This window comes from Micromonospora sp. KC606 (assembly GCF_004348675.1).
Taxonomy (GTDB): domain Bacteria; phylum Actinomycetota; class Actinomycetes; order Mycobacteriales; family Micromonosporaceae; genus Micromonospora.
In genome coordinates, this window is the sequence record NZ_SMKN01000004.1 from 49,760 (window position 1) to 74,526 (window position 24,767).

General features: G+C 69.1%; 22 protein-coding genes and 1 pseudogene. 12 read left to right on the forward strand and 11 right to left on the reverse strand.

The genetic code is table 11. The annotated features are described in order from the left end of the window. The first annotated feature begins 5 nt into the window (after positions 1-5). Positions 6-980, forward strand: a complete 975-nt coding sequence (locus E1193_RS02130) for a hypothetical protein (RefSeq protein ID WP_132179660.1) — start codon at positions 6-8, stop codon at positions 978-980. Positions 981-1,005: 25 nt separating this feature from the next. Here E1193_RS02130 and E1193_RS02135 read toward each other — a convergent pair whose 3' ends face one another. Both E1193_RS02135 and E1193_RS32795 read right to left on the reverse strand, forming a co-directional pair. Next, positions 1,006-1,512: a MerR family transcriptional regulator gene (locus E1193_RS02135; protein WP_243707226.1), complete on the reverse strand. Its 507-nt coding sequence runs from the start codon at positions 1,510-1,512 to the stop codon at positions 1,006-1,008. Continuing rightward, positions 1,490-1,681 (reverse strand): hypothetical protein, encoded by a 192-nt coding sequence (locus E1193_RS32795; RefSeq protein ID WP_243707234.1) that lies wholly within the window; start codon positions 1,679-1,681, stop codon positions 1,490-1,492. The genes E1193_RS02135 and E1193_RS32795 overlap by 23 nt, the downstream gene beginning before the upstream one ends. On the opposite strand from E1193_RS32795, the gene E1193_RS02140 reads away from it, so the two are divergent. From E1193_RS02140 to ctaD, 3 genes are all read left to right on the forward strand, one after another. Continuing rightward, positions 1,610-3,271 (forward strand): erythromycin esterase family protein, encoded by a 1,662-nt coding sequence (locus tag E1193_RS02140; RefSeq protein ID WP_243707233.1) that lies wholly within the window; start codon positions 1,610-1,612, stop codon positions 3,269-3,271. The genes E1193_RS32795 and E1193_RS02140 overlap by 72 nt on opposite strands. A gap of 358 nt (positions 3,272-3,629) precedes the next feature. Beyond that, a complete protein-coding gene (locus tag E1193_RS02145; RefSeq protein ID WP_132179664.1) occupies positions 3,630-3,821 on the forward strand; it encodes a hypothetical protein in 192 nt (63 codons plus the stop codon). Positions 3,822-4,068: 247 nt separating this feature from the next. Then, the gene (gene ctaD, locus E1193_RS02150) at positions 4,069-6,072 is read left to right on the forward strand and encodes a cytochrome c oxidase subunit I (protein ID WP_132179666.1); all 2,004 of its coding nucleotides are present in this window, start codon (positions 4,069-4,071) and stop codon (positions 6,070-6,072) included. 125 nt (positions 6,073-6,197) lie between these two features. Here ctaD and E1193_RS02155 read toward each other — a convergent pair whose 3' ends face one another. The 3 genes from E1193_RS02155 to E1193_RS02165 form a co-directional block, all read right to left on the reverse strand. Next, on the reverse strand, positions 6,198-7,454 hold the full coding sequence (locus E1193_RS02155) for a cellulose binding domain-containing protein (RefSeq protein WP_132179668.1): 1,257 nt from the start codon (positions 7,452-7,454) through the stop codon (positions 6,198-6,200). An 11-nt stretch (positions 7,455-7,465) separates the two neighbouring features. Continuing rightward, complete coding sequence (locus E1193_RS02160; RefSeq protein ID WP_132179670.1) at positions 7,466-8,935, reverse strand: RICIN domain-containing protein; 1,470 nt, start codon at positions 8,933-8,935, stop codon at positions 7,466-7,468. Positions 8,936-9,208: 273 nt separating this feature from the next. Beyond that, the gene (locus E1193_RS02165; RefSeq protein WP_132179735.1) at positions 9,209-9,793 is read right to left on the reverse strand and encodes a LysE/ArgO family amino acid transporter; all 585 of its coding nucleotides are present in this window, start codon (positions 9,791-9,793) and stop codon (positions 9,209-9,211) included. A 78-nt stretch (positions 9,794-9,871) separates the two neighbouring features. Between E1193_RS02165 and E1193_RS02170 the strand changes: the two genes are divergently transcribed. After that, positions 9,872-10,756 carry a LysR family transcriptional regulator ArgP gene (locus E1193_RS02170; protein ID WP_132179672.1) on the forward strand — a complete coding sequence of 295 codons (885 nt, stop codon included), beginning with the start codon at positions 9,872-9,874 and terminating at the stop codon, positions 10,754-10,756. Between the two features lie 55 nt (positions 10,757-10,811). On the opposite strand, the gene E1193_RS02175 is transcribed toward E1193_RS02170, so the two are convergent. The 3 genes from E1193_RS02175 to E1193_RS02180 all read right to left on the reverse strand — a co-directional run bounded on the left by E1193_RS02175 (position 10,812) and on the right by E1193_RS02180 (position 14,833). Further along, complete coding sequence (locus E1193_RS02175) at positions 10,812-12,347, reverse strand: family 43 glycosylhydrolase (RefSeq protein WP_243707227.1); 1,536 nt, start codon at positions 12,345-12,347, stop codon at positions 10,812-10,814. A 432-nt stretch (positions 12,348-12,779) separates the two neighbouring features. Beyond that, entirely contained in the window at positions 12,780-12,935 is a 156-nt protein-coding gene (locus tag E1193_RS31655; RefSeq protein WP_165945589.1) for a hypothetical protein, read from the reverse strand. A gap of 296 nt (positions 12,936-13,231) precedes the next feature. Further along, positions 13,232-14,833 (reverse strand): DHA2 family efflux MFS transporter permease subunit, encoded by a 1,602-nt coding sequence (locus E1193_RS02180; RefSeq protein ID WP_132179674.1) that lies wholly within the window; start codon positions 14,831-14,833, stop codon positions 13,232-13,234. 540 nt (positions 14,834-15,373) lie between these two features. Here E1193_RS02180 and E1193_RS31660 point away from each other — a divergent pair. Then, entirely contained in the window at positions 15,374-15,547 is a 174-nt protein-coding gene (locus E1193_RS31660) for a hypothetical protein (protein ID WP_165945590.1), read from the forward strand. 311 nt (positions 15,548-15,858) lie between these two features. Here the strand turns inward: E1193_RS31660 and E1193_RS02190 are convergent, their stop codons facing one another. After that, on the reverse strand, positions 15,859-16,467 hold the full coding sequence (locus E1193_RS02190; protein WP_132179676.1) for a class I SAM-dependent methyltransferase: 609 nt from the start codon (positions 16,465-16,467) through the stop codon (positions 15,859-15,861). Positions 16,468-16,787: 320 nt separating this feature from the next. Here E1193_RS02190 and E1193_RS02195 point away from each other — a divergent pair, with 320 nt between their 5' ends. The 4 genes and pseudogenes from E1193_RS02195 to E1193_RS02210 all read left to right on the forward strand — a co-directional run. After that, a complete protein-coding gene (locus E1193_RS02195) occupies positions 16,788-18,086 on the forward strand; it encodes an extracellular solute-binding protein (protein WP_132179678.1) in 1,299 nt (432 codons plus the stop codon). Continuing rightward, positions 18,083-18,976, forward strand: coding sequence for a sugar ABC transporter permease (locus E1193_RS02200; RefSeq protein WP_132179680.1), 894 nt, complete (start codon positions 18,083-18,085; stop codon positions 18,974-18,976). The genes E1193_RS02195 and E1193_RS02200 overlap by 4 nt, the downstream gene beginning before the upstream one ends. After that, a complete protein-coding gene (locus E1193_RS02205) occupies positions 18,973-19,800 on the forward strand; it encodes a carbohydrate ABC transporter permease (RefSeq protein ID WP_132179682.1) in 828 nt (275 codons plus the stop codon). Before E1193_RS02200 ends, E1193_RS02205 begins: the two co-directional genes overlap by 4 nt. A 398-nt stretch (positions 19,801-20,198) precedes the next feature. Continuing rightward, positions 20,199-20,477 (forward strand): annotated as a pseudogene (locus E1193_RS02210) (RICIN domain-containing protein); the annotation flags it as partial. Positions 20,478-20,615: 138 nt separating this feature from the next. Here the strand turns inward: E1193_RS02210 and E1193_RS02215 are convergent. Next, entirely contained in the window at positions 20,616-21,491 is an 876-nt protein-coding gene (locus E1193_RS02215) for an NAD(P)-binding domain-containing protein (RefSeq protein WP_132179686.1), read from the reverse strand. Positions 21,492-21,612: 121 nt separating this feature from the next. Between E1193_RS02215 and E1193_RS02220 the strand changes: the two genes are divergently transcribed. Further along, positions 21,613-22,029, forward strand: a complete 417-nt coding sequence (locus E1193_RS02220) for a helix-turn-helix domain-containing protein (RefSeq protein WP_132179688.1) — start codon at positions 21,613-21,615, stop codon at positions 22,027-22,029. Here E1193_RS02220 and E1193_RS02225 read toward each other — a convergent pair. Beyond that, positions 22,017-22,871, reverse strand: a complete 855-nt coding sequence (locus tag E1193_RS02225) for a slipin family protein (RefSeq protein WP_132179690.1) — start codon at positions 22,869-22,871, stop codon at positions 22,017-22,019. The two genes, E1193_RS02220 and E1193_RS02225, sit on opposite strands and share 13 nt — an antisense overlap. Before the next feature lie 245 nt (positions 22,872-23,116). On the opposite strand from E1193_RS02225, the gene E1193_RS02230 reads away from it, so the two are divergent. Continuing rightward, complete coding sequence (locus tag E1193_RS02230; protein ID WP_132179692.1) at positions 23,117-24,757, forward strand: hypothetical protein; 1,641 nt, start codon at positions 23,117-23,119, stop codon at positions 24,755-24,757. Positions 24,758-24,767: the final 10 nt, after the last annotated feature.

The following is a 24,767-nucleotide window of genomic DNA, read 5'->3' on the forward strand; positions in this document are numbered from 1 at the left end:
TTGCCATGACCGGTCGAGCAGCGGCGTTTCTCGTCGGGCTCTCGTTGGCGGTGGCCGGCTGCGCCGGCACGGCACCGCCCGGCGATGCCGTGGCTGCGTCGCGACGTTCCGCTGGGCCGCCGACAGTCCACCCGAGCTGGGAGTCATGCGCCACCGCCACCTCCGGGCAGGAGGCCGACCCGGACAAGAGCATGGCGGCGCTCTCGTTGCCGGTTCTGGGCGACGGGTTCCAGCCGGTGACCGCGGTCGTCTGCCGGGCCGGGCCGCAACAGCGCTCCACCGGCGGCTCGGACCTGGTCGCCGTCGAGGAGCGTGCGCACGACGTGGCCGCGCTGGTGGCGGCCCTTCGGCTGCCGGACGACACGTCGCCGGTGGACGCCTGCACCCTGGAGATGCCGTTCGTGCCGTGGCTGGCGCTGCTGGACACGCACGGTCGCTGGGTACGCCCCGGCGTGCCGACCGACCCCTGCGGGAAGCCCCGCCCGGAGTTCCGCGCCGCCTACGAGCAGCTGCCGACCCGGCACGTCACCACGCGGGTGCTGCGCGAGCTGAAGTCGGATTCGGCCGCCGCCAGCGGGTGCGGCCAGCAGTGGTCGGACATGGTGTGGGCGACGGGCCAGCACGGCGGCGGACAGGACACCACCCCCGGCCCGCTGCCCGCCGGCGACGCGAAGGTTCGGGTCTGCGTCTATCGGGTTCCCGAAGGCGAGCGGGGCGGCGGAAAGCCCGCCGGTGAATTCGAGTCGGGTCGCGAGCTGCCCGCCGCACGGTGGACGGAAATCAGGCGTGAACTGTCCACTGCCGGACCAGCCGCCGAATGCGCCACGCCGGGCAGCCGATTCGCGGTGCTGCACCTGCCCGCCGGGTTCGTCTACGTGCAGGCCGACGGCTGCCGGCGGGTGCTGATCGAAAGCGGCAACGGCCCGGGCGCCATCCGCCAGGGCACGGCCAAGCTGGCGTCCCTGCTCTTCGGCCGGTGACAACCGACAGCCCGCACGGCGCCCCTCACCCCGACGAACGCACGTGGTCACCGCGGCAGCCAGGACTTGTGGGAGGCTCCGGGATCCGGTCGACGGACTCGCAGAGTCTGCCGCCGGATTGCATCTCGGCCAGACAGGCGCGTAGCTCGGCCGTTCGGCGTTCGGCCTCGGCGACCAGCTCGGCGGCCACCCGGCCCCAGTCCTGCGATCGGGGGTCAGGTGGCAGATCGGCGAAGAGATCGGCGATCTCGCGGACGGTGAGGCCGACTCGTTGGGCCAGTTTCGCGACCTTGATTCGGCAGGGTGCGGATTCGTCGAAACGACGTTGGTTTCCGCCGTCGCGCTGGGCGGTGATGACACCGGTTTTCTCGTAGAACCGAACGGCCGACGGCGCGACATCGGCATCGCGGGCGACGTCACCGACGGTGAAAACGGCTTCGAGTGCGGGGATGACGGCATGACTCACGTCACGAGCGTGCCATGCACCGAGACTTGACCTCAACATATGTTCAACCGGCAGCGTGACTGGCATGACCGATCAGAGAACCGCAATGGACGCAAACCGGCCAGAGCCGCTCCGTCTCGTCGTCGTGGTGGCCAGCATCCGTGACGACAGGATCGGCCGCGTCGTGGGCGACTGGGTGATGGAACAGCTCCCTGGGGATGTTCGCGCCCAAATGGTGGATCTCGCCGATCTCCACCTGCCACCTGACTCGGAACTGCAGCCAGGCGGCGGGCAATCGACGCCGGTGTCGGATCTGATGGCCGCCGCGGACGGCTTCGTGATCGTCACCCCCGAGTACAACCACTCCTACCCTGCGAGTCTCAAGCGCTTCGTGGACTGGCACTATGCCGAGTGGCAGTTCAAGGCTGCCACGGTGGTGCCGTATGGCGTACAGGGTGGGCTGCTCGCCGGCGAGTACCTTCGTCCGGTCTTCGCCGAACTCTCCGTGGTCACCACCCGTCGGATGGTCGCGCTCCGCGCGCCATGGGCGTACCTGACGGAAGGCCGCTATGTCGCGCCCAGCGGAGAAGACGACGCGGTACAGGATGCCGTCCGCGAGTTGACCTGGTGGGCCGGCGCGCTGCGGGACGCCCGGCGGCGACGCCCGTTCGGCAGCGTCGGCGACACCGAAAAGACCGCAGACACGACGGCGGTCTCCTGGGTGGCGGCACAGCCCGAGACCGTCGCCCCCGAGGCTGTCGCCGACCTCGCCGCAAACGCCCTCGTCGTCGGGCTCGGCACCAGCACCCGCGAAGCACACGAGACCTTCCAGATCGTGGACCACACCACCCGGGCGCTGATCGACCACGGTTTCCGGATCCTGGCGGTGCTCGACAACCAGCGCGTGGGTGACCTCTACGACCGCTACGTGCGCGGTGAGGACATCGACATCGACTCCTCGCTGCGGCAGGCCTGGGGTCCCTGGCAGACGAGCGAGATGCGGGACGCCCTCACCTGGCTCCGGCACCGCAACGCGAGCCAGCCCGACGATCCGGTACGGGTGATCGCAGTCGGCGGTGCGGGGATGCTACCGAGCGACTACGACCGCGTCCTGGACCTGATCGCGGCCATCGCCCCGGCCGAGGTGCCACCGGTCCGTGAGCTTCTCGACGTCATTCGCACCGCTCACGAGAGTGGCGAGCACGTGCAGCGAGCCCGGGGCACCCATCCCGGCACTCCCTTCGTGGAACTCGCGCGCACGGCGCGGGCGATCGCCGGGCGGCTCGACGGCGGGGCGGAACGCGACGAGGCCGTGCGGCTGCTCGATGGGATCGTCGAGCACCACGCGAACGCGATCGGGTTGGGACACGACGTGGAACGCGAGGAGAGAGCCGCCGCCGAACGAATCCTGGAACGGCACCGACGCACCGGCGATCGGATCGTCCTCTGGGAGGGCAGCGCCCACGTCGCCGCGCACCGCGGTGTCATGCTCGGCTCCCATCTGCGGGAAGCCCTCGGAGAGCAGTACGTCGCCGTTCACGTCACGTTCGGCCACGGTCTGGTCGGCGCCATCGAGATTCCGTCGCCGGCCCCCGGTTCACTCGAGGACCTCATGTTGGCCGCCGGTGGCGAGCGGACGATGATCCTGGACGCTGAGGTCCCGGCCGACGTGGCCGCCCGACTCGGCGCGCCGTGGCGGACGAGGCTGATCTCCGGGATGTACGACCCCGATCACGACGCCGAGCACTACTACGACCTGCCCTCGCTGCGAGACAGCTTCGACGCCGTCGTCTTCGTCCGCACCGTCACCCCGACTCGGCCGCTACCTCCTGGCCCCACGGCCTGACCGTCACGTCGCCTGCCGGCCCGGCGTAACCCTCTGTTGGGCCGGCAGGTTCCAGCCGAGGTGCGCCGGGCAGGCGGTCCTGCGGGGCGCGACGCGGGGGTGAGTCCTCGGGCGTGTCGGCCTCGATCGGGTGGCGTCCGCCAGCGCGCCCCTGCGGGCACTCGACGGTACGTACCGTCGGTGTGAGGCGGCGGAGAGGCTGGCCGCCGTCTCCAGCCCGGCCATGTCGCATCCCTGGTCCACCGGGCCCACCCCCGCCCGCCTGGTGATCAGGCGCCCCCACGAGGAAGGTCTGCGGATGACAGCGTCGGGCCGCAGGAGCAGTGTCACGGGCACGAGGGCTCGCCTGGTCCGTTCGTTGGGGGTCGCGGTCCCGGCCGTACTGGCGATTCTGGTCCTCCGGAGCGCCCGTCGCCACGCGATGGCCAGCACCGGCAGCACCGCCGACATCGACGACTGGTATCCGGTGGACGAGCCGGGCGACCGGCTGTCTCTCGAACCGCAGGCGTTGTCTGCGGGAGAGACCGCCGTCGCAGACACCAGCCGGTAGGGCGACTGCCGTGGCGAGCCGGTGACCAGCGGTGCCCACGGGCCGGCGCGGATCCGGAGGGTCGCGCCGGAACCCGATCGCCCTGCCGATCCGGACCAGATCCTCCTGCGGGTCGCCGCCGATCCGACGGCACGGGTCAGCTACATCCGACTCGCCGGACCCATTTGTGCCGGTACTGTGGCATTACTCCGTTTAATAGCAGAAGGGGCATTCGCCCTATCTCCGACACCACAACGAGGCGAGCGAGATGTCGAAGCGGACGGCGCAGCCGGAGCGAGACCACGGGCCGGCGGTGCTCGTTCCGGCCATGTCCGGCGGCTATCCGGGGCCGCTGCGGCGGCCGGTGCCCGGCGCATCGCTGATCAAGTTCCTGGCCACCACCGATCACAAGCAGATCGGGCTGCTGTACCTGCTCACGTCGTTCGGGTTCTTCGTCGCCGCCGGGGTGCAGGCGATGCTGATCCGCGCCGAGTTGGCCCGCCCGGGGCTGCAGTTGCTCTCCGCCGAGCAGTACAACCAGTTGTTCACCTCGCACGGCGCCGTGATGCTGCTGCTGTTCGCCACCCCGGCGGCGTTCGGGTTCGCCAACTACATCGTGCCGATCCAGATCGGCGCACCCGATGTCTCGTTCCCCCGGCTCAACGCCCTCGCGTACTGGCTGTACCTCTTCGGCGGGCTGATGGTCATGGGCGGGTTCATGACGCCGAGCGGCTCGGCCGACTTCGGCTGGACCGCCTACACCCCGCTGAGCAGCGTCGAGCACTCGCCGGGCGTCGGCGCGAACATGTGGGTCGTCGGGCTAGCCGTCTCCGGTCTGGGCACGATCCTCGGCGCGGTCAACCTGATCACCACGATCCTGACCCTGCGCGCCCCCGGCATGACCATGTTCCGGATGCCGATCTTCACCTGGAACATGCTGGTCACCAGCCTCCTGGTGATCCTGGTCTTCCCCCTGCTCGCCGCCGCCCTGCTGGCGCTGATGGCCGACCGGCTGCTCAACGCCCACGTCTACGACGCGGCCACCGGCGGGCCGATGCTCTGGCAGCACCTGTTCTGGTTCTTCGGCCACCCCGAGGTGTACATCATCGCGCTGCCGTTCTTCGGCATCGTCACCGAGATCATCCCGGTCTTCTCCCGCAAGCCGTTGTTCGGCTACAAGGGTATGGTCGCCGCCACGATCTTCATCGCCGGCTACTCCATGATCGTCTGGGCGCATCACATGTTCGCCACGGGACAGGTGCTGTTGCCGTTCTTCGCCGCCACCACCTTTCTCATCGCCGTGCCGACCGGGGTGAAGTACTTCAACTGGCTCGGCACTCTGTGGAAGGGGCAACTGACGTTCGAGACGCCGATGCTGTTCTCGATCGGCTTCCTCGTCACCTTCCTGCTCGGCGGGCTGACCGGCGTGCTGCTGGCGAGCCCACCGGTGGACTTCCACATCCATGACAGCTACTTCGTCGTCGCGCACTTCCACTACGTCGTGTTCGGCACGGTGGTCTTCGCCCTCTTCGCCGGCATCTACTTCTGGTTTCCCAAGATGACCGGCCGGCTCATGGACGAACGCCTCGGCAAGATGCACTTCTGGACGATGTTCGTCGGCTTCCACGGCACCTTCCTGATCCACCACTGGCTCGGAACGCAGGGCATGCCCCGCCGCTACGCCGACTACCAGCCCCAGGACGGCTTCACCTGGATGCACATGCTCTCCAGCGTCTCGTCGTTCGTGCTCGGCGCGTCCACGCTGTTCTTCATCTGGAACGCCTGGAAGTCCTGGCGATACGGCGCCAGGGTGGCCGTCCAGGATCCGTGGGGCTTCGGCAACTCCCTGGAGTGGGCCACCAGTTGCCCACCCCCGCTGCGCAACTTCGACTCGATGCTGCGCATCCGCTCGGAACGGCCCGCCTTCGACGCGAAGTACGGATCGCACGTCGCGGACCTCGGCCGCGACCTGCCACAACGCGACGTCAAACCCCGGCAGACACTGCGCGAGGAACTACACCACGAGGAAGAGGTTCCTGAGTCGCCCAGCGCGCAGGGCGCGTACGGTCCTCGCGAGGCGACCGACTACCGACCCGCCCCGGAGTCCGGCGCCCGCCCGGTGGAGGTGCCCGACCCCGACGACATCCGACGGCCCAGCTTCGACCAGACCGACGAACCCGACCGCGATCCGTGGGGTGGACAACGCAGCCCCACGGATCCCGACGACCGATGGCGACGTCCAGACGGCGACGCCGGCACCGAAGGGCGATAGCACCCGACGGGCGACGCCGCCATCGGCCGCTGCCGGGTGCGGGCCGACGTGAACCCGCAGGCGAACGGCCGAGACGGTGATCGGATGAGCTCCGCCGGGACGGGTGCCCGTCCCGGCGGATCCCGTCATCTCAGGTAGGCGGCGAGGCCGAGTTGCTGGTTGCGCAGCGCGGTGGACACGACGCCGGCGATCTGACGGGCGCCCGCAGCCTCGAAGTGGGTGTGGTCGTTGCAGAAGAACGCGCCCACCGCACCCCGGGTGTAGTCGCCGTTGTTCGGGCACAGGCCGAGCCTGTTGTAGAGCGTGTAGCTCAACCGGTGCAGGTCGATGACCGGCACGTTGCCGTTCGCGGCGGCCGCGTCGAACGTCTCGGTCAGGAAGCCCCGGTTGCCGACCGCCGTGTTCCCGTTGCACCTGATCGCGGCGACGGGCGTGAGAAAGACCGGGTGGGCGCCACGCTCGCGGGCCGCCCGGGCCATGACCCCCAGCAGTTCCTTGTACCGGGCCGACCCCACGTGCCGGGGGCAGGTGCTCGTCCCGTCGTTGATGCCGAACTGGATGAACAGGTAGTCGCCCGCCTTCATGCCGGTCGACCGGTCGAGCATGGCCCGCCAGCGGCTCGAATAGGTGGCCGGGCTGACGATGCACTCACCGGCGGAGTTCTTGTTGCTGGTGACGTTCGGGTCGTACAGCCAGGTTTGGATGCTGCGGCCACCGACCGCGCTGTTGACCACCGTGACACCGCTGGTGAAGTACGGCGCGAACTGGCCACCCCAACCGGCCGGGCAGGTAGCGCCGCCGGACGGGTTGGCCATGGTGGAGTCGCCGGCCAACCACACGGTCACCCGGCCCGACGGCGGAGAGCTGCTGGGCGACGCGGGTGGGCTGCTCGGCGACGCGGGTGGGCTGCTCGGCGACGCGGGTGGGGTCGACGGCCCGGCGCACGGCGACACGGTGGGCGTGGGCGTGCCCCCGCACACCGTGCCGTTGAGCGCGAACGTCGACGGCACCGGGTTCGTCGTCGTCCAGGAGCCGTTGAACCCGAAGTTCACCGTCGCGTTGGTCGGGATGGCGCCGTTGTGGCCGGCGTTCGTGGCCGCCACAGCGGTTCCGCTCTGGGTGACCGTGGCGTTCCACGCCTGGGTGACGCCCTGGCCCGTGGCGAAGGCCCAGGTGAGCGTCCAGCCGGTGATCGCGTCGCCGTAGTTGGTGATGGTGACGTCGGCACCGAAGCCGCCCTGCCACTGGTTGGTCACCCGGTAGTCGACCCGGCATCCGGGTGCGGCCGCGGCCGCCAGCGAACCGGTCACGACGTAGCCGCCGGCCAGGGTCACCAGCACGGTCACGATCAGTGCCGCGGTACGTCGTATCGACACTCGCATAGCCGTTCCCCTCACCCTGCGACCAGTTGCCAGTGCTGGTGCATGCGGCCGTTGTCGCTCCACTGCGCCAGAGCGGCGCCCTCGGCTGTGGACCCGCCCGGCACCTCGAGCACCTTGCCGCTGTTACGGTTGACGAGCTTGCTGAACCCGCCCCCGGCGTCCACGATCTGCCAGTGCTGGTTGGTGCCGCCGTTGTCGCGGTACTGGATGACCGCCGCGCCGTCGCTTGTGGATCTGGCGTTCACGTCGAGCACCTTGCCGCTGGCGACGTTGACCAGCTGGCTGAAGCCGCTGCCGGCGTCCACGACCTGCCAGCGTTGGCCGGTAGCGCCGGTGTCGGTGGCCTGGACCGCCGCCGCGCCGTCGGCGGTGGAGTTGTCGCTGATCGCCAGCACCTTTCCGGTGCCGCGATTGACCACTTTGTACTGACGGGTGGGCACGGTCGTGCCGAGGCGGGCGGCGACGATCGGGGTGAGTCGGTCGGCGATCATCCGGTGACCGAGGTCGTTGGGGTGCACGGCGTCGCCGAGCCCCTCGGCGGTCAGCCAGCCGTCGGTGTTGATGAAGTGGACGTTGCTGTCACCGGAGTTGTTTACCGCCCGCACGGCGGCCTGTGTCTCCGTCACGTACCGGCCGCGGAAGGTCTTCAGCGCGAGGATCGCCGCGTTGGGATACTTCGCGCGGATGTTGCGGATGAAGGTTGTGTACGAGGCCTGGAACGTAGCGCCCGACACGCTGTGCCCGACGTCGTTCGTGCCGAGGTTGACGACCACCGCGTCGGCCCGGTAGCGGGAGAAGTCCCACGGGGTCGAGCTGCCGGCGTCGAGGTTGAAGTACCGTCTTTCCATTCCCCAGCAACCGTCCGGCGCGGCAACCAGGCAGGCTCCGCCAATGGCGATCTGGGTGTGTTCCACGCCGAGGCGTTCCCCGACCAGCCACGCGTAGTCCGTCAGGGCCAGTTTGGAACTGCCCGTGCCCGCGGTGATCGAGTCGCCGACGAACTCGACCAGCTTCGGCGCCACCGGGAGCGCGTACGTACGGGCGCCAGCGTCCAGCGTCAGCCCGGTGAACACGGCGTCGCCGTTGTACGAGCCGGCCCGCTGCCGATAGGACACGACCAGCGTGTGGTTGCCGGCGCGCAGCGGGGTGGGGGTCAGGTTCACCGTCCCGCTGACATTGCGGTAGTGAACGAAGGGGCCGCCGTCGATGCTGGCCCAGAACTCCACCGCGTTTCGTTGCTTGAGCCGCACGGTCGTGCCGGTGAAGCCGGTGCGCAGGTACGCCCCGGCCCAGTTCGACGCGAACGCGGCGGTCGAGCTGCGGTCCCAGCGGCCGATGAAGGAGATGTTCGGGTCCGACGTGGACCCGTCCCCAGGCGCGGCGTGGGCGGGGGCCACCGCCGCGACCGCCGCGGCGGCCGTGACCGCCAGGGCGACCACGGTGGTGGTGATGGTACGGAACAGGCGTTTCGATGACCGCATGTGATCGTCCTCCCGATGCCCTCCGGAAACCAGCCGGAAAGCGCTTGCCGTACGATAAATAGCGACGCCGATCGATGTCGATCGGATGGTCGCCGGGCGGTCGATTCGTTGCGCCGGACGGCATTCGCGCGCTGGGTCGACCTGCGAGCGGTCGGCGGCACGCACCGACGATGACCGCCCCACCCGGACCGACCCCGACGCGGACGGTTCGGGCGGGCCGCGTCATGCCAGCAGCTCGCCCGAACGCTACGTCCGCCACAGTCGAACGTGGTTTCACCCGACTGCCAGCGACACCCCGAGCGCCGTCATCACCGTGGCGACCGCCCCGTCCACGACCCGCCACGCCGCCGGACGGGCGAGCAACGGCGCCAACCGGCGGGCACCGAGCCCCAGACCGGCGAACCACAGCAGGCTCGCCGTCGCCGCTCCGGCTCCGAACGCCCACCGGTTCGGGTCATGGTGGGCAACCGTTCCGAGCAGCACCACCGTGTCGAGGTAGACGTGCGGGTTGAGGAACGTGAATGCCAGGCAGGCCAGCACCGTCGCGCGCAGGGTGGCCGGCGGGCGGTCGAGCGGGGTGAGGGCGGCGGGTCGCAGGGCCCGGCGCGCCGCCAGCACCGCGTACCCGAGCAGGAACGCCGCACCGCCCCACCGCACCGCGGCCAGCACGGCGGGCGCGTCCGTCAGGACCGCGCCCAGGCCGGCGATGCCGGCGGCCATCAGCGCCGCGTCGGCGACCACGCAGATCGCCACGACGGGCAGGACGTGTTCGCGGCGCAGCCCCTGGCGCAACACGAAGGCGTTCTGCGCCCCGATCGCGACGATCAGCGCGAGGGAGAAGCCGAAACCGGCAAGCATCGAACCCACGTTCTCCACGCTAGGACGGCCTTGCTCTGCACTCCAGCTAAAGTTACTTCAGTAGCATTAGAATGCCTTATGGCGCTCGACCCGGTGCAACTCGCGACGTTCCAGTCGGTGATAGAACACGGCAGCTTCGACGCCGCGGCGCGGGCCCTGCACGTCACCCCATCCGCGGTCAGCCAACGCATCAAGGCGTTGGAGGAGGTGGTCGGGCAGGTGCTCGTACGCCGGGCCCGTCCGTGCGTGCCGACGGACGCCGGCCGACCACTGGTGCGCCTCGGCGGCCAGATGGCGCTGCTGGAACACGAGGCCCTCAATGCCGCACGCGGCGCGCTCAGCGGTCACGCCCGCACCCGAGTGGCCGTCGTCGTCAACGCGGACTCCCTCGCCGGCTGGTTCCTGCCGGCGCTGACCGCCCTGCCGGACGTGATCTTCGAGCTGCACACCGACGACGAGGGGCACACGGCCGATCTGCTGCGCGACGGCACCGTGATGGCCGCGGTCACCACCGAACGGGTCGCCGTGCAGGGCTGCCGCGTGCGACGACTCGGCGCCATGCGCTACCTCGCCGTCGCCGCACCCGCCAACCACACGGCGTGGTTCGCCGGGCGTGACCGCGCGGCGGCGTTCGCCACCGCACCCATGATCCGCTTCAACCGCAAGGACACCCTGCAGCACCGCTTCGCCCGCACGATCACCCGACACGAGGTCGACCCGCCGACGCACTGGGTGCCAGCGTCGGCGAGCTTCACCGAGGCGATCCGCCTCGGCCTCGGCTGGGGCCTCGTGCCCGAGGCGGTTGCCCGCGCCGACATCGCCGCTGGCCGCCTCGTCGAGCTGACCGGCGGCAGCCACCATCTCGACGTGCCGTTGTACTGGCAGTACTGGCGCCTGGAGTCGCCGGTGCTCTCGGCGCTGACAGCGGCGGTCCGGACAACCGCCGCTGCCGCCCTGCGCTAGAGGCACCGGAGCGCGCTCTGGCTGACTCCTGTCGTCGGTCCGGCCTGTTCCGCCCCTACCCCTGTTCGCCGGAGGGGGCGGTGAGGGTTACGCCGAGCCGGGCCGGGACGCCGAAGTTGGGCGTGCCGTCGGCGTTCCAGGTGAACTTCTGCGCCCGGGTGGAGCGGTTCATGTCGCAGCCGCCGCTGGCGGAGCTGTTGGCGTGGTAGACGATCCAGTCTTCGGTGCCGTCCGGGGACTTGAAGAAGCCGTTGTGGCCGGGTGCGTAGACGCCGTTCGCGTCGTTGCGTAGGAACACCGGGTTCGGGTGCTTGGTCCAATGCCCCGGGTTCATCGGATCACTGCCGGTGAGGGTCAGCAGGCCGAGCTTGTAGTCGGGTCCCCAGCAGGCGCTGGCGGAGTAAACGATCATGACCCGTCCGTTGTGGTACAGCGGTTCGGGCCCTTCGTTGACCGGATGGGTCTGCCGCTCCCAGCTCAGCGTCGGCGAGCTGAGCCGCACCCGGGAGCCGGTCACCGTCCATGGGTTGCTCAGCCGCTGGATGAAGTTGCTCTGCCCGGCACCGGCACCGCCGTACGTACCCATCAGATAGAGGTTGCCGTTGGCCTGCAACACGCTGGCGTCCAACTGCCAGTCGTTGCCCAGGTCCGCCTTGAACGTGTAGGGGCCCATCGGGTCGGTGCCGGCGCTCTCCAGCACGTGCAGGCGCTGCGTCGGGTTGAAGTCGGCCACGTTCTGCCCGGCCACGTAGTACAGGTACCAACGTTGGCCGTTCGGGCCGTTGAGCAGGTGGAACTCCGGCGCCCACATGTTGCAACAGCCGTTGGCCCGTCCGGCCAGGTTGAACACCACCTGGTCAGCGGCGCCGACCAGGCCGCCGAGCGTACGCGACCGGCGCATCGTGATCGTCGAGTTCCAGGTCGTCGTGGCCAGGTAGTAGTAGCCGTTGTGGTACTGCAACCACGGGTCGGGCCCGTTCAGCTTGATCGGGTTCGTGAACGTGTTCGGCGACGGCGTCCCGGTCGGCCCGCCGCCGGCCACGTTGACGAGTTGCCACTGCTGGTTGATGCCGCCGTTGTCGGTGTACTGCGAAATCCGCGCACCGTCGACGGTGGACCGTTCCCACACGTCGAGCGCCTTGCCGCTGTTCCGGTTGATCAGTTTGACGAAGCCGCCTGTGGTGTCCAGCACCGAGAACTGCTGGTTCGTTCCGTTCAGGTCGCTCCACTGCACGATGTTGGCGCCGTCGGCCGTGGAGAAGTTGTAGATGTCGAGAACCTTGCCACTGTGCCGGGCGCGAAGGCGGTGGTACCCGCCACCGGAGCTGACGAACTGGAACTGTTGGCTCGCCTGGCTGCCACGGGTGGTCTGCACCAGCCCCGCGCCATCGGCGGTGGATCCCCCACTGATGCTCAACGCGAGACCGCTGTGCCGCGACACGATCTGGTACCAGGCATTCGGATCGATGGTCACCGCGTACGCGTCGCCGTGGCCCACCACGACGGCCGACGCCACGGCGACGGTGCCGACCACAGCCATTGTGATGGTGCGCCACAACCGCCGACGCCCGACCGCGCCAAGTCTGCTCATCAAAGGTTCCTTCCTCCGTAGGGAGAGTTTCGGGCGAAGCATTGAGTTAGCGTTAACAATCAACCGCGGCGTGACGTTGATTCGCTGCGGGTCTGGCAGGTGCGGAGGCGCCGAAGAGCCGTCTCCGGCTCGCGGGCGCACCGTGACTGACCGGAGGGCCCATGGTGGGCAGGGAGCACCACGGTTCCCGCGAGACCGACATCGGGCCGCAGTCTGGCACCGGGATGCAGCGTCGTTGGCGACGCCAACATCCGCGTCCCGCGACGCGAGGTTTTCCTCGGGAGTGTCCATTGGAGACACCGCGTTCACGGCTGCCCGAAGCCGTGAGCGCGAAAGCCAGTGTTCGAACCTTGTCACGCGTGGCGCCCTTGCAACGCTGCAAGTAGGATGCAGCGACACTCCTCACTATGCAAGAGCAGCACCTCGCCGACCTCACGGATGGCCGAGCTCGCCCGTGTCGAACCGGAACCCGCCGAGCGGGCGGCGTCTCGACAGCTGGGCCCGGGCCAGCCCGGCGAGGTGGAAGCGGCGTACCAGGGCCGCCCGGTTGGTGACGCCGACCTCGCTGAACAGGTGGGACGGGTGCATCTCCAGCGCTCAGCGCGGGGGTTCCCGGCAGACGCGCGGCGGGTGGGTCAAGGGTGGGCGGCGTCGGCGCCGGACCGCAGCCGGGGCTGCCGGCTCCGGTCCAAGACGTCCAGCAGCCGAGCCGTCGCCGCGGCCACGGAGTGCGGTTCGCGGCACTGCGTTTCGGACGCCAGCCGCAGTGCCGTGGCGCATTCGGCGGCCGCCAGGCTCCCGATCGGTCGTCGGAGCGCCTTGACGGGACGCCTTGTGCGCCGGGGCCGCCGGAACGTGTCCGGCGGCCCCGGCGCTCGTGGTCATCAGTGGACGACGACCGGCGTCCTCGGGTGGCCCCCGGGCTGGTCGTCCAGCAGGTGCGACCGCTCACGCCGGCGGGGCAGGAACGCCGCCGGGATGATCGTCACGAGCGCCAGCGCGAACGCCACCCAGAACGTCGTGGCGAACGAGTTGGCGGCGAAGTCGAGCCCGCGTTCGATGAGTGACGGGTCGACCGGGAACTGCTGGAGCAGTTCCGGCCGCTGCTGCGCGGCGATGGCCAGCCCCGCCTCACTGATCGGTTCGCCGCTCGGATCGGTCGCGCCGGGAATCGGCCGGGACCCGTTCAGCTCGTTGGTGAGGATCACCGACATCACCGCGGCGCCGACGGAGCCGCCGATCTGCTGGAGGATGTTCACCAGCGTGGAGCCGCGAGCCACGTCCTGGCCGCTCAGCGTCTTCAGCGCCGAGGTCATGATCGGCATCATCGTGCCGCCCATGCCCAGGCCCATCACGAACAGCGAGCCGCAGAGCAGCACGTACGAGGTGTTCGGGTCGACCTGCGTGAAGGTGAACAGCCCGGCGACGATCAGCAGCAGCGCGAACGGCACCGTCCGGCCGACCGGCACCTTGTCGGCCAGCACCCCGGCGATCGGCATGGTCACCATCGCGCCGATACCCTGCGGCGCCATCAGCAGGCCGGCGGCCAGGGTGGACTCGCCGCGCACCTGCAGGAAGTAGCTCGGGAACAGCAGGCCGGCGCCCATGAAGGCGATGATGAAGACGAACATGGTCACTGCCGCGACGGTCAGCCTGCGGTTGCGGAACAGTCGCAGGTCCAGCAGTGGGTGCTGCGGCTTGAAGGAGTAGACGACGAACGCCAGTACCAGCGCGGCGCCGATCAGCATGGGCGCCCAGACCGTCGGGTCGGCGAAGGTGCCGGTCTCCGGCAGCGAGGAGACGCCGTAGAGGAACAGGGCGAGCCCCGGCGAGAGCATCAGCATGCCGAGGAAGTCGAACGACTCCGACGGCTCGGGGTTGTCCTTCGGCAGGGCCAACTGCGCGTAGATGAGCGCGATGACGCCGATCGGCAGGTTGATCAGGAAGATCCAGTGCCAGCTCGCCACGTCGATCAGCCAACCGCCGAGGATCGGGCCGCCGATCGGGCCGAGCAGCATCGGGATGCCGAGGACGGCCATCAGCCGGCCGATCCGGTGCGGCCCGGCCGCCCGCGTCATGATCGTCATGCCGAGCGGCATGAGCATGCCGCCGCCGAGGCCCTGCAACACGCGGAACGCGATCAGCTCCCCGATGGTGTCGGCGGTGGCGCACAGGCCGGACCCGATCGTGAACAGCGCCAGGGCGATCATGTAGAGGCGTTTGGTGCCGAACCGGTCGGCGGCCCACCCGCTGAGCGGGATGACCGTGGCCAGCGCGAGCGTGTAGCCGGTCATCGTCCAGGCGACGCGGGCGTAGGACGCGCCGAACTCGCTCTGGAATGTCGGCAGCGCGACGCTGACGACCGTCACGTCGAGGATCGACATGATCGCGCCGAGCACCACAACGCCCGCCACCTTGAGAACTGCGGCGTCGAGCTTGTCCGATGACGCGACAGGCTGTGGGGTCGCGGCAGATTGCTGCGTCACGAAGTCTCCTGAAGGGAATGGCCGGGTAACCGGGTCAGCGGTGGTGCCGGCACGACGCCTGCCGGGACAGGCGTGGCGTGCGGAGGGGGAAGCCCGCAGCGCAGACTAGTCGCCGCCGCCGACACTCCGCCTCCGGGTTTAGCGGACAGCAGATGGATTGAGGAGTGTTCCTCATCACGGCGCCGCGTCAGCCTCGATTACCGGTCCGGGCTCGGGTTGTGCTCGCACAGTTCCTCCCGATCGCGCGCCACGCCGGGCCTGGCTCGATTCACGCGCTCGCCGACCCGATCCGGCCCAGGTCCGCCAATGCCAGTTCGATGCGGCCGGCCTCGGGCGCGCGGGGCTTACCTCCGACGGCCACGACTCAGCGACGCGATACGGTCGCACGCTGCGAGTCGGACAGCATCCAATGTGGTCAGACCAGAGCACGAGCCCACGGCTGGGCTGCCCGTTCGGCGGAGCCGCCACGTCACGGCGGAGCGTTGCCCTGCTGTTCGCGGCGCCCGCCGCCGCGTTGGACGTGCACATCGTGACGTCGACGTGCTCGACAACATCCTCGACGCGGTCGAGTCGGCCGCCGCCGGTCGGTCGGCGGGCCAGCCCGATGCCGGACGCGACGATCGCCAAGCACCGGCCGCCGGTAGCATCCCCGGGCTCGGCGGCGTGTACGCCGGCCCGGACGGAGCCTGGGTGCTTCCGGGCCGCGTCTCCTGAAATCGTGACGCGCGAAGACCCCGGGCGGGGCGGCGGAAGCCGAGCGGCGGCGAGGCATGGCCTCGCCGCCGCTCGTGCCGGAGCAAATCCCGGGTCAGAGCGACGCCCATCGTGTCCGCCCCGCCGACGAGGACGACTGGATCGCGCTGCGCCGAGCCCTGGACACCGCGATCGAGCGCTGCCACCAGGATCCAAACACCTCCCTGGCCAGGTCGGTCGTCACCGCGCCAGGGCCGGAAACGCGCGCAACCCAGGACGACAGCGACGGGGCGATCGCCGGCCGGCCCCGCCCCTGGTCCAGCCGACTCAGCTCACCCATCGGTCGCGATTGCCGCGACGGCGGCGTGCGGCCGTTGGGTGCCTTCGCTGGGCCGCTGCAGGCGCTCAACCTCCGTGAAGCCGGCTCGCGCCAGTCGCTCCGAGAACTCCTCAACGGGCCAGCGATAGGCGGTCACGACCTTGTGGTCGAAGGCGGCGACCTCGTCACCTACGAAGATACCAAGCACCAACGTTCCGGCCGGGGCCACTACTCGCCGGAACTCAGCGAGCACGCCGTCGAGATCTTGCGGCGGCGAATGGATCAACGAACCCCAGGCCAGGATGCCGGCGATCGAGTGGTTGGCGACGGCGAGATCTTTCATCGACCCGATTTGGTAGCTACCGCTCGGGTGGGCTGCCTGGGCATGGGCGATGAACTCGGGGACTATGTCGATTCCCGTCGCGTTGACGCCCAGCCTACGAAGGTAATCGGTGATATGGCCCGGCCCGCAGCCCAGATCGAGCACCGCGCCAGGTCGGCCCGCCAGGTGTCGCCCGATGAAGGCGAGGTCGTCGGCGTGTACCTGCTGGCTTGTACCGAACAGCTCGACGTAGAGCTCCGCGATTGACGCATATGCCTGCCGGACCTGCACCATGTTCACCACGCGACTGTACGGCTCTCGGACGACAGAGCAGGCCGGGGCCAGCGCGGGAACGTGCGTCGACTGTCGGACCTCTTCGTCGCCAGAACCGTTACGGTAACCAATGTTTGGTCCTGTTGACATGGTGGCCGGTCGTCCAGTTAGCTGGCCCAAGGGTTAGTGGAAACGTATCGACGCTCGTCCGACCCGTCGCCACTCGGGGTGCGGGCCCGTGGGAGCCGTGCTCAGCGAGCCGCACCTCGCCCCTCCCTTTTCTCGCTCGCTACCACGGTCGCCCCAGGCCGGCCAGTCCGCTCACCGTTCCACGAGGAGGCAGCACGATGTTCACCTCTCGCATACGCGCGGGCACTATTGCCGTACTCGCCGCCGCATCGCTGGTCCTGGCCGCCTGCGGCGCCGACTCCGACGACAGCGCTGGCGACGGCAATACCCTCCGGCTCTGGCACTACGAGGGCCCGAACAGCGCGATGGGCATCGCCTGGGCCGAGGCGATCAAGCAGTTCGAGGCATCTCACCCGGGCGTCAAGGTGCAGTTCGAGGCGAAGGGCTTCGAACAGATCCGGCAGAGCGCCAACATGATCCTCAACTCGGACCAGGCGCCCGACATCATGGAGTACAACAAGGGCAACGCGAGCGCCGGCCTGCTCGCGACCCAGGGGCTGCTCACCGACCTCAGCGAGGAGGCGGGCAAGCGCGGCTGGGACAAGATCGGTCCCAGCCTGCAGACCACCTCGCGGTACGACGACAAGGGTATTATGGGCGACGGCAACTGGTACGGTGTGCCCAACTACGCCGAGTACGTGATGGTCTACTACAACAAGGACCTCTTCGCGAAGCACAAGGTGCAGGTGCCCACGACGCTCGCCGAGTTCGAGGCGGCGATGGACGCGTTCGTGAAGGCCGGCGTCACCCCGCTGTCGGTCGGCGGCGCCGAGTACCCGGCGCAGCAAATCCTTTACGAGCTCGCCCTCACCAAGGCGGACCGCTCTTTTGTGGACAGCTTCCAGCTCTACAAGGGCAAGGTCGACTTCAAGGGACCGGAGTTCACCCACGCGGCCACCACGTTCGCCGACTGGGTGAAGAAGGGGTACATCGCGGAGAACTCGGCCGGCATCAAGGCCGAGGACATGGGCGTGGCGTTCACGCAGGGCAAGTTTCCGATGGTCATTTCCGGCAGCTGGTGGTACGGCCGGTTCGTCGCCGAGGCGAAGTTCCAGTGGGGCACGTTCCTCTTCCCCGGCAACACGCTGCATCCCGGCTCCGGCGGCAACCTGTGGGTCGTACCGAAGAACGCGAAGAACAAGAGCCTCGCGTACGACTTCATCGACATCACGATGAAGCCGGAGATCCAGAACCTGCTCGGCAACTCCGGCGGCGTGCCGGTGCTGGCCGATCCGGCGGCGATCACCGACGCCAAGAGCAAGGAGCTGATCGACAACTTCAGCAAGGTCTCGTCGACGGACGGCCTGGCGTTCTACCCGGACTGGCCGGCGCCCGGCTACTACGACGTGCTCGTGGCCGGCGTCCAGCACCTGATCAACGGGACGAAGAGCCCGGAGGCGGTGCTCGACGAGATCGCCAAACCGTACGACGATAACCTCGCCAGCCTCGGCAAATGAGATCCCATCGGGGGTACGCCGCCTTCCTGATCCCCGGCGCGCTCCTCTCGCTGCTGGTCATCGTCGTGCCGCTGGTGATGAACGTGGGCATCAGCTTCACCCGGTGGTCGGGAGTGGGTACCCCCGAGTGGATCGGGCTGGACAACTACACGCGGCTGCTGGAGGACGACAACTTCCGGACGTCTTTCCGCAACATCGTTTTCCTGATCGTGGCGATGGCGGTCGTCCCGACGCTGGTCGGGCTGGTCCTCGCGGCCGTCCTCTTCGACTACGTGACCAAGCAGATCGGCCCGCGAACGGCGAGCGCGCTCCGCTCCGGGTTCTACCTGCCGCAGGTGCTCCCCGTCGCGGTGACGGGAATCGTGTGGGGCTGGATCCTCCACCCCAGCTTCGGCGCTCTCAACGCGATCCTCACGAACACGGGACTTGACGCCCTCGCCAAGAACTGGCTGGGCGACCCAGCCTTCGCGCTGTACAGCGTCATGGTCGTCATGATCTGGTTCCAGGTCGGCTACCCGGTCGTGATGTTCATGTCCGGGCTGCAGCGCGTCGACCCGGAGCTCTACGAGGCGGCCGCCATCGACGGCGCCGGCTGGCGGCGGCGGTTCACCAGCATTGCCATCCACCAGATCAAACCTGAGATCTACGTGGTACTGGTGACCACGACGATCGCCGCCCTGAAGATCTTCGGGCAGATCTTCGTGCTCACCCGCGGCGGGCCGGGCAACGCCACGCTCGTGCCGGCGTACTTCGCCTACCAGAACTTCTTCGAGAAGGCCCAGGTCGGGTACGGCTCGGCGATCGCCACCGTGCTGACCCTGCTCATCGTGGTGCTGTCGGTGGTGTTCCTGCGCATCCAGGCCCGGGACGAGCGGCGGGACCTCGCATGAGGCGGGGATTGGGACTGAGGTCCGCCGTGCTGGCCGTGCTCACGGTGCTGGTGTTGCTCGTGCTCGCGCCGTTCGCGCTGGTCGCGATCAACGCGGTGAAGAGCCCAGAGGAGTACGCCACCAACGGTCCGCTCTCCCTACCAGGCGGCTTGTACCTCAGGGGCATCACCGACTTCTGGATCCGGGTCGACTTCGGCGAGAAGCTTGTCAACAGCTTCCTGATCGCCGGTTCGGTGGCGGTGCTCGCGGTCATCGTGTCGGTGCTCAACGCCTACGCGCTGGGCATCGGGCGGGTGCCTGGCCGTTCCGCGTTCCTGGTCTTCTTCCTGCTGGCCAACCTCCTGCCCCAGGAGGCGCTGGTCTACCCGCTCTACTATCTGTCTAAAGAGGTCGGTCTCTACAACTCGCAGCTCGCCCTGATCATCATCTTCACGGCGATCCAGAGCGCGTTCGGCACCTACCTGCTGTCGTCGGTCTACGCCGTCTTCCCCCGCGAGATGCTCGAGGCGGCCGCGGTCGACGGCGCCGGCAAGGTACGGACACTGTGGAGGATCGTGGTGCCGATCAGCTGGCCGAGCCTGTCGGTTCTGTTCACGTTCTTCTTCATCTGGACCTGGAACGAGTTTTTCCTCCCCCTTGTCTTCCTCATCTCCAACGACAAGCAGACCGTGCCGGTTGCGCTCGGCGTCCTCCAAGGCGACCGGCTGATGGATGCCACCACGACGAGCGCCTCGGCGCTGCTCGGCATCCTGCCGGCGATCCTGTTCTTCCTCATCTTCCAGCGGACCCTGTCCCGCGGCATCATGTCAGGGGCCATCAAGTAACCAACCCCTGGCGCCCCGCACCAGAGCGCCGAGTACGGCGACCGGCACCAGTGACCGTAACCCGCGAGGCCACACAGACCGTGTGAGTTCCCACCACAATGATCCATGGTCCCCTCATCCCTTGCCCGCCGCCGCAGCGCCGGCGTACGGGGCGCGGGCGCCTCGGCCGAGACCTGTACGCCGGCGCCCGGCCGTCGAATCCGGCCGCGGAGTGGTGCGGTGTGAGGGGCTCACCCGCGGCCGCGCCGACCCGGACCGGCACGGCTGCCGGGTCACCCTCTCGACCAGGGACGCGACAACCTCTTGACCTGGGGGCCGGTCGCCGTTAAGACTGCCCAGCACCGCATCGCCCGTAGGGTGCAGCCCCCGCCGGTCGCGCGTTCACCCACACCGACAACGGCTACTACCGCGTCGTGCCGACCCACGCGACCGGCAGCTGCCTCGTCGTCGCGGGGGCCGCCACCGCCGACGGCGCCAACGTCCAACAGAACGCCTGCAGCGGTACGTGCAGCCGGTGGCGGGTGCAGCCGCTCGCTGACGGCTCGGTGCGCCTGGTCGCCCGCCACAGCGGCAGGGCCCTAGATTTGGCCGGTTGCGCCCTACCCGACGGCACCAACGTCCAGCAGTGGAGCTGGCTGGACAACATCTGCCAGCGCTTCCACCTGATGCCCGTCTAGAAAGGGCGCCCCCGGGCACCTACCGCCGCCCCTGGAACGGTAGGTGCCCGGGAGTGGACGCCCTTCATCCCCTCACCACAGCCGATCGACCGAAGTGACAGCAGGCGAGCGTGATCCCACGCCCGTGCGGGGGAACGCTCAGCCCGGATGCTTGATGCTCTCGATGATCCGGGCGAAGCCCTCGTTTCCGTGGCCCGCATCGATCTGGCGTTGGATGAGCCGCTGGACCATGGCGACCACCTCGGTGCTGATGCCCTGGCCGGCGCTGGCGGCCAGGAGGTCACCAAGGCTGGAGAACTGGAGGCTCTGCTGCCCTTCGACGGTGTAGTCCCCGCCGTCGATGACTGCGGCGAACTCTCCGAGGGCGCCGGTCATGGCGGTCAGCCACGGTGTGGCCATGGCAGCGAACTCGCCCGCCGACACGCCGGCCGGCGCGACCATGGCCACGCCGTGCATGAATCCGGCGAACATGACGTACATGCCGGCGAGCAGGGCGAGGTCGTAGAGGGACGCCAGACCGGCATCCTCACCGAAGTAGGTACTGCTTCCCCACAGGTCGAGCAGTGGCTTGTACTGGTAGAAGACATCGGCCGATCCGCTGTAGAGGATCGATGACCCGGGCTGGCCGATCATGTGCGGAACAGCCATGATGCCGCCGTCCAGATATGCGACCCCGGCGGCGGCAGCCCAGGCGGCCAACTGCCGTGACTGAGCCGGCATCGTCGTGGTTACGTTGATCAGGGTTCGTCCGGCCAGCTCGCCGGAGAGCGGGTCAAGCACCTCGTGAACCGACGCGTGGTCCAGCAGGCACGCGATAACCAGTCGGCCGGCCCGGACCGCCTCGCCGGCCGTGGCGACGGCTTCCGCGCCCTGTGCGACGAGGTCGTCCGCCTTTCCCGGTGAGCGGTTCCAGACCGTCGTCGCGTATCCGGCCTTCACCAGGGCCCCGGCGAGAGCGCCACCCATCGCCCCCAACCCGAGAACGCTCACCTGGACGCTGTTGTCGGCTGTCATCCTGCGCTCCTTTTTCGTCTTCGTCGCTCGGCTAGATCCTCTCGACCGCCGGTAGGGTTGACCAGTACCGACTAATTAGTCAGGTACTCACCTGTGGGTAAGCGCCCCTTGGAGGACGCGGATGGCAGCGTCAGCACGGCGTGGCCCCTACTTCTGCGGCATTGATGCGGCGATGGACGTGGTCGCCGGAAAGTGGAAGTCGCTGATCCTCTGGGAGCTGCACCACTACGGGACACGCCGGTTCGCCGAACTCCGACGCGGTCTCCCGGGCGTCAGCGAGAAGATGCTGATTCAGCACCTGCGGGAGATGGAGGAGGACGGGCTCGTGCATCGTGAGGTATACCGCGAGGTGCCCCCGAAGGTCGAGTACTCCCTGACTGAGCACGGCGTCTCGCTCAATGCCGCCCTGAGCCCCTTGGGGCAGTGGGGCGCCGAACGTATCCGGCGGATCGGCGCCGAGAAGGTACCCGTCACCTCTGCTGAAGCCGTGCAGCCGGAGCCCACCCCCGCGCGATCGGCAAACGTCTACGTGCGCTGACCGGTGTCGCGACGGTGCCCGTCGCCGGTCGACGCGACCGTGGGCTCCCCGGCGACCTGGCGCTCCTCGGCAGGGGTGGCACGGGCGAACCGGTCGAAGAAACGCAGCAGTTCCACCGGGAACGGCATCACCAGGGTACTGTTCTTCTCCGCCGCCACGTCCGCCACGGTCTGCAGCAGCCGAAGCTGGTACGCCCCGGGAGTGTCGGCCATCGCCCGCGACGCGTCGGCGAGCCGCCGGGACGCCTGGAACTCGCCGTCGGCGGCGATCACCCGGGCCCGCCGGTCCCGCTCGGCCTCCGCCTGGCGGGACATCGAGCGCTTCATGCCCTCCGGCAGCGCGACGTCCTTGACCTCGACCCGCTCGATGTTCAACCCCCACGGCTCCTCGGTCGGCGCGTCGATGACCGACTTGAGGTCGGCGTTGACCTTGTCCCGATCGCCGAGCAGGGTGTCCAGGTCGACCTTGCCGATCACCGACCGCAGCGCCGTCTGCGAGATCTGGAGCACGGCCGCCGGGTACTGGCGTACGTTCACCAGGGCCTTGACCGGATCCACCACCCGGTAGTAGACCACCGCGTCCACGGTGAGCGTCACGTTGTCCCGCGTGATCGCGCCCTGCGCCGGCACGTCGATCACCGTCGTCTGCATGCTGACCCGCACCATGCGGTCGGCGACCGGAATGATCAGCCGCAGACCGGGCTCGCGGACCGGCGCCACGACCCGGCCGAACCGGAACACGACACCACGCTGGTACTGCTGCACGATCCGGATGCTCAGCGCGCCGAGCAACGCAAGTACGGCGAGCACGATCAACACGCCGACCACCACGCCAACCTCCACGGCACCCCCTCACGAGTCGCGCGAGCCTTCCCGCTTCCGGGGCAGTTAGTCCTGATCGGGTCACCTGGGAAACCGCAGGCCCGCTCTGGCAGGTGCGGCGACACCTGAATGTTCGGCTGCTGCGCGGGTACTCGCGGGTGATCTTGTGACCGGGCGGGATTGCGGCCGGGCGGGATTGCGGCCGGGCGGGATGAGGACGGATGCGCGGCGTTCCGGCCATTCGGCGCGGCTGGGGAGGAGGAAGGGTGCGTCCCGAGTGGGTACGTCTGCTGTGGCTGCTGATGCTGACGGCGGTACCGGCGGCGACCGTGGCGGGCGTACTGGTGGCGGTCGACTTCACCTCGGCGCTCGGTCTGGCGCCCCAGGCCAGTGCGATCTCGCCGTACGCCTCGTTCTTCGACCTGCGCTGGGTGCTGGTGTACCACAACTCCTGGGCGATGTTCACCGTCCTGTTGCCGGGTGTCATCGTGCTCCGAGGGCTGTTCGCCGCCGCGCTGATCGCGCTGGCCTGGCCGGCGGAGCGCCCACGGCCGTCGTTTCGCCAGCTGTCCCGTCGTAATCTGGTCTACTCGGCGGTAGCGCACCTGGTTCTCCTGCCGTGGGCGGCGATGGCCGTGGTCGCCGCCGAGGTGTCCCTGGCCTGGTTCCAGCTCATGGAGCTGTTTCCGCTGTTGATCCTGGCGCCGTGGCTGCAGCGGGGCGGCATCGTGCCCGGTTGGTGGCGCGGCCTGCCGTCGGCCGGCTTGGTCGGCTGGTCGCTGCTCAACTTCGTGACCCTCTCGGTGGGCGCCGTGCTCGTCTGGTCCGTGCCGGACGGGTGGACGGTGCCGGCGGCCGGCGCGACCGGCGTGGTCAACGGACTGCTCTGGCAGCGCAAGGTGCGGGCCGCGGTGCTGCCCGAACGGGTACGGTGGAGCCGCGTTCCGGTTGTCCCGCTGGTCGTCGCCTTGACCCTGGCCCCGCTGTTCTTCTTCGACGAGATCGAGGCCGGGGGCGCCCGTGGCGCCGCCCAGGCGACCGCGCCCATTCAGCGCCTACCGGAGTTCGGGGACCTCCGGCACACGGTGATCTTTCTCGGTGGTTACGACTCCGATTACCGCGGCGAGCCGGAGAAGGCCGAACCACCCGTGGTGCGCTTCTCGTACCGGGGCACCGATGAGCAAGGCCGACCGCTGCCCTATGCGCCGATCGACACGCACCAGTCCCTGCCTGCCAGCGCCCACCTGCTCGCCGAGCAGGTGGAGCGGTTGTACACGCGTACCGGTCAGCCGGTGGCACTGGTCGGGCAGAGCGAGGGAGCGCTGGTCGTCCGCTACTACCTGGAGCGCATGCGGCACCCGGCGGTCGACTCGGCGGTCATGCTCAGCCACGTTCTGCGGGCGGGCCGGGTCTACTACCCACCGCCGCACGTCGGCACTGGCTGGGGCATCGCGACGGGTTGGCAACTGCGGGGCATGTTCGCGCTGATCGGCGTCGGCGCCACCCTACGGGACGATCCCGAGGAGCCGTTCATCCGCTCGCTGCAGGACGATGCACCGTTCTACCGCAACGAGATGCTCTGCCCGGTGCGGGGCGTACGGCTGATCGCGATCCTGCCGTTGAGCGACGCCATCGCGGTCCCGGCGGAACTCAACGCCGAGATTCCCGTGGTCGAGGTGGTCGGTCTGCACGGTCAGTTGCTCCAACAACCGCGCGTGCTGGCCATGGTGGCCGACCACATCACCGGCAAACCCGTTCCCGACGAGACCCGCTGGGAATACACGATCCTCGAAGGGGTCGCCGGGGCGTGGCAGGCACCACCCCTACCGCTGGCGCTCAACCCGGCGTGGCACGCCGAGGGCCAGCCCGACCGGGCCTTGCGCCGCCAGCCCTGCCCGCCGACCTGAGCCCAACCCG

What these genes read in the sequence shown, in the direction of transcription:
- E1193_RS02130 (WP_132179660.1), top strand. Translation starts at nt 6, where the DNA reads ATGACCGGTCGAGCAGCGGCGTTTCTCGTCGGGCTCTCGTTGGCGGTG.
- E1193_RS02135 (WP_243707226.1), bottom strand. Translation starts at nt 1,512, where the DNA reads ATGCCAGTCACGCTGCCGGTTGAACATATGTTGAGGTCAAGTCTCGGT.
- ctaD (WP_132179666.1), top strand. Translation starts at nt 4,069, where the DNA reads ATGTCGAAGCGGACGGCGCAGCCGGAGCGAGACCACGGGCCGGCGGTG.
- E1193_RS02155 (WP_132179668.1), bottom strand. Translation starts at nt 7,454, where the DNA reads ATGCGAGTGTCGATACGACGTACCGCGGCACTGATCGTGACCGTGCTG.
- E1193_RS02160 (WP_132179670.1), bottom strand. Translation starts at nt 8,935, where the DNA reads ATGCGGTCATCGAAACGCCTGTTCCGTACCATCACCACCACCGTGGTC.
- E1193_RS02165 (WP_132179735.1), bottom strand. Translation starts at nt 9,793, where the DNA reads ATGCTTGCCGGTTTCGGCTTCTCCCTCGCGCTGATCGTCGCGATCGGG.
- E1193_RS02170 (WP_132179672.1), top strand. Translation starts at nt 9,872, where the DNA reads ATGGCGCTCGACCCGGTGCAACTCGCGACGTTCCAGTCGGTGATAGAA.
- E1193_RS02175 (WP_243707227.1), bottom strand. Translation starts at nt 12,347, where the DNA reads ATGAGCAGACTTGGCGCGGTCGGGCGTCGGCGGTTGTGGCGCACCATC.
- E1193_RS31655 (WP_165945589.1), bottom strand. Translation starts at nt 12,935, where the DNA reads ATGCACCCGTCCCACCTGTTCAGCGAGGTCGGCGTCACCAACCGGGCG.
- E1193_RS02195 (WP_132179678.1), top strand. Translation starts at nt 16,788, where the DNA reads ATGTTCACCTCTCGCATACGCGCGGGCACTATTGCCGTACTCGCCGCC.
- E1193_RS02200 (WP_132179680.1), top strand. Translation starts at nt 18,083, where the DNA reads ATGAGATCCCATCGGGGGTACGCCGCCTTCCTGATCCCCGGCGCGCTC.
- E1193_RS02205 (WP_132179682.1), top strand. Translation starts at nt 18,973, where the DNA reads ATGAGGCGGGGATTGGGACTGAGGTCCGCCGTGCTGGCCGTGCTCACG.
- E1193_RS02215 (WP_132179686.1), bottom strand. Translation starts at nt 21,491, where the DNA reads ATGACAGCCGACAACAGCGTCCAGGTGAGCGTTCTCGGGTTGGGGGCG.
- E1193_RS02220 (WP_132179688.1), top strand. Translation starts at nt 21,613, where the DNA reads ATGGCAGCGTCAGCACGGCGTGGCCCCTACTTCTGCGGCATTGATGCG.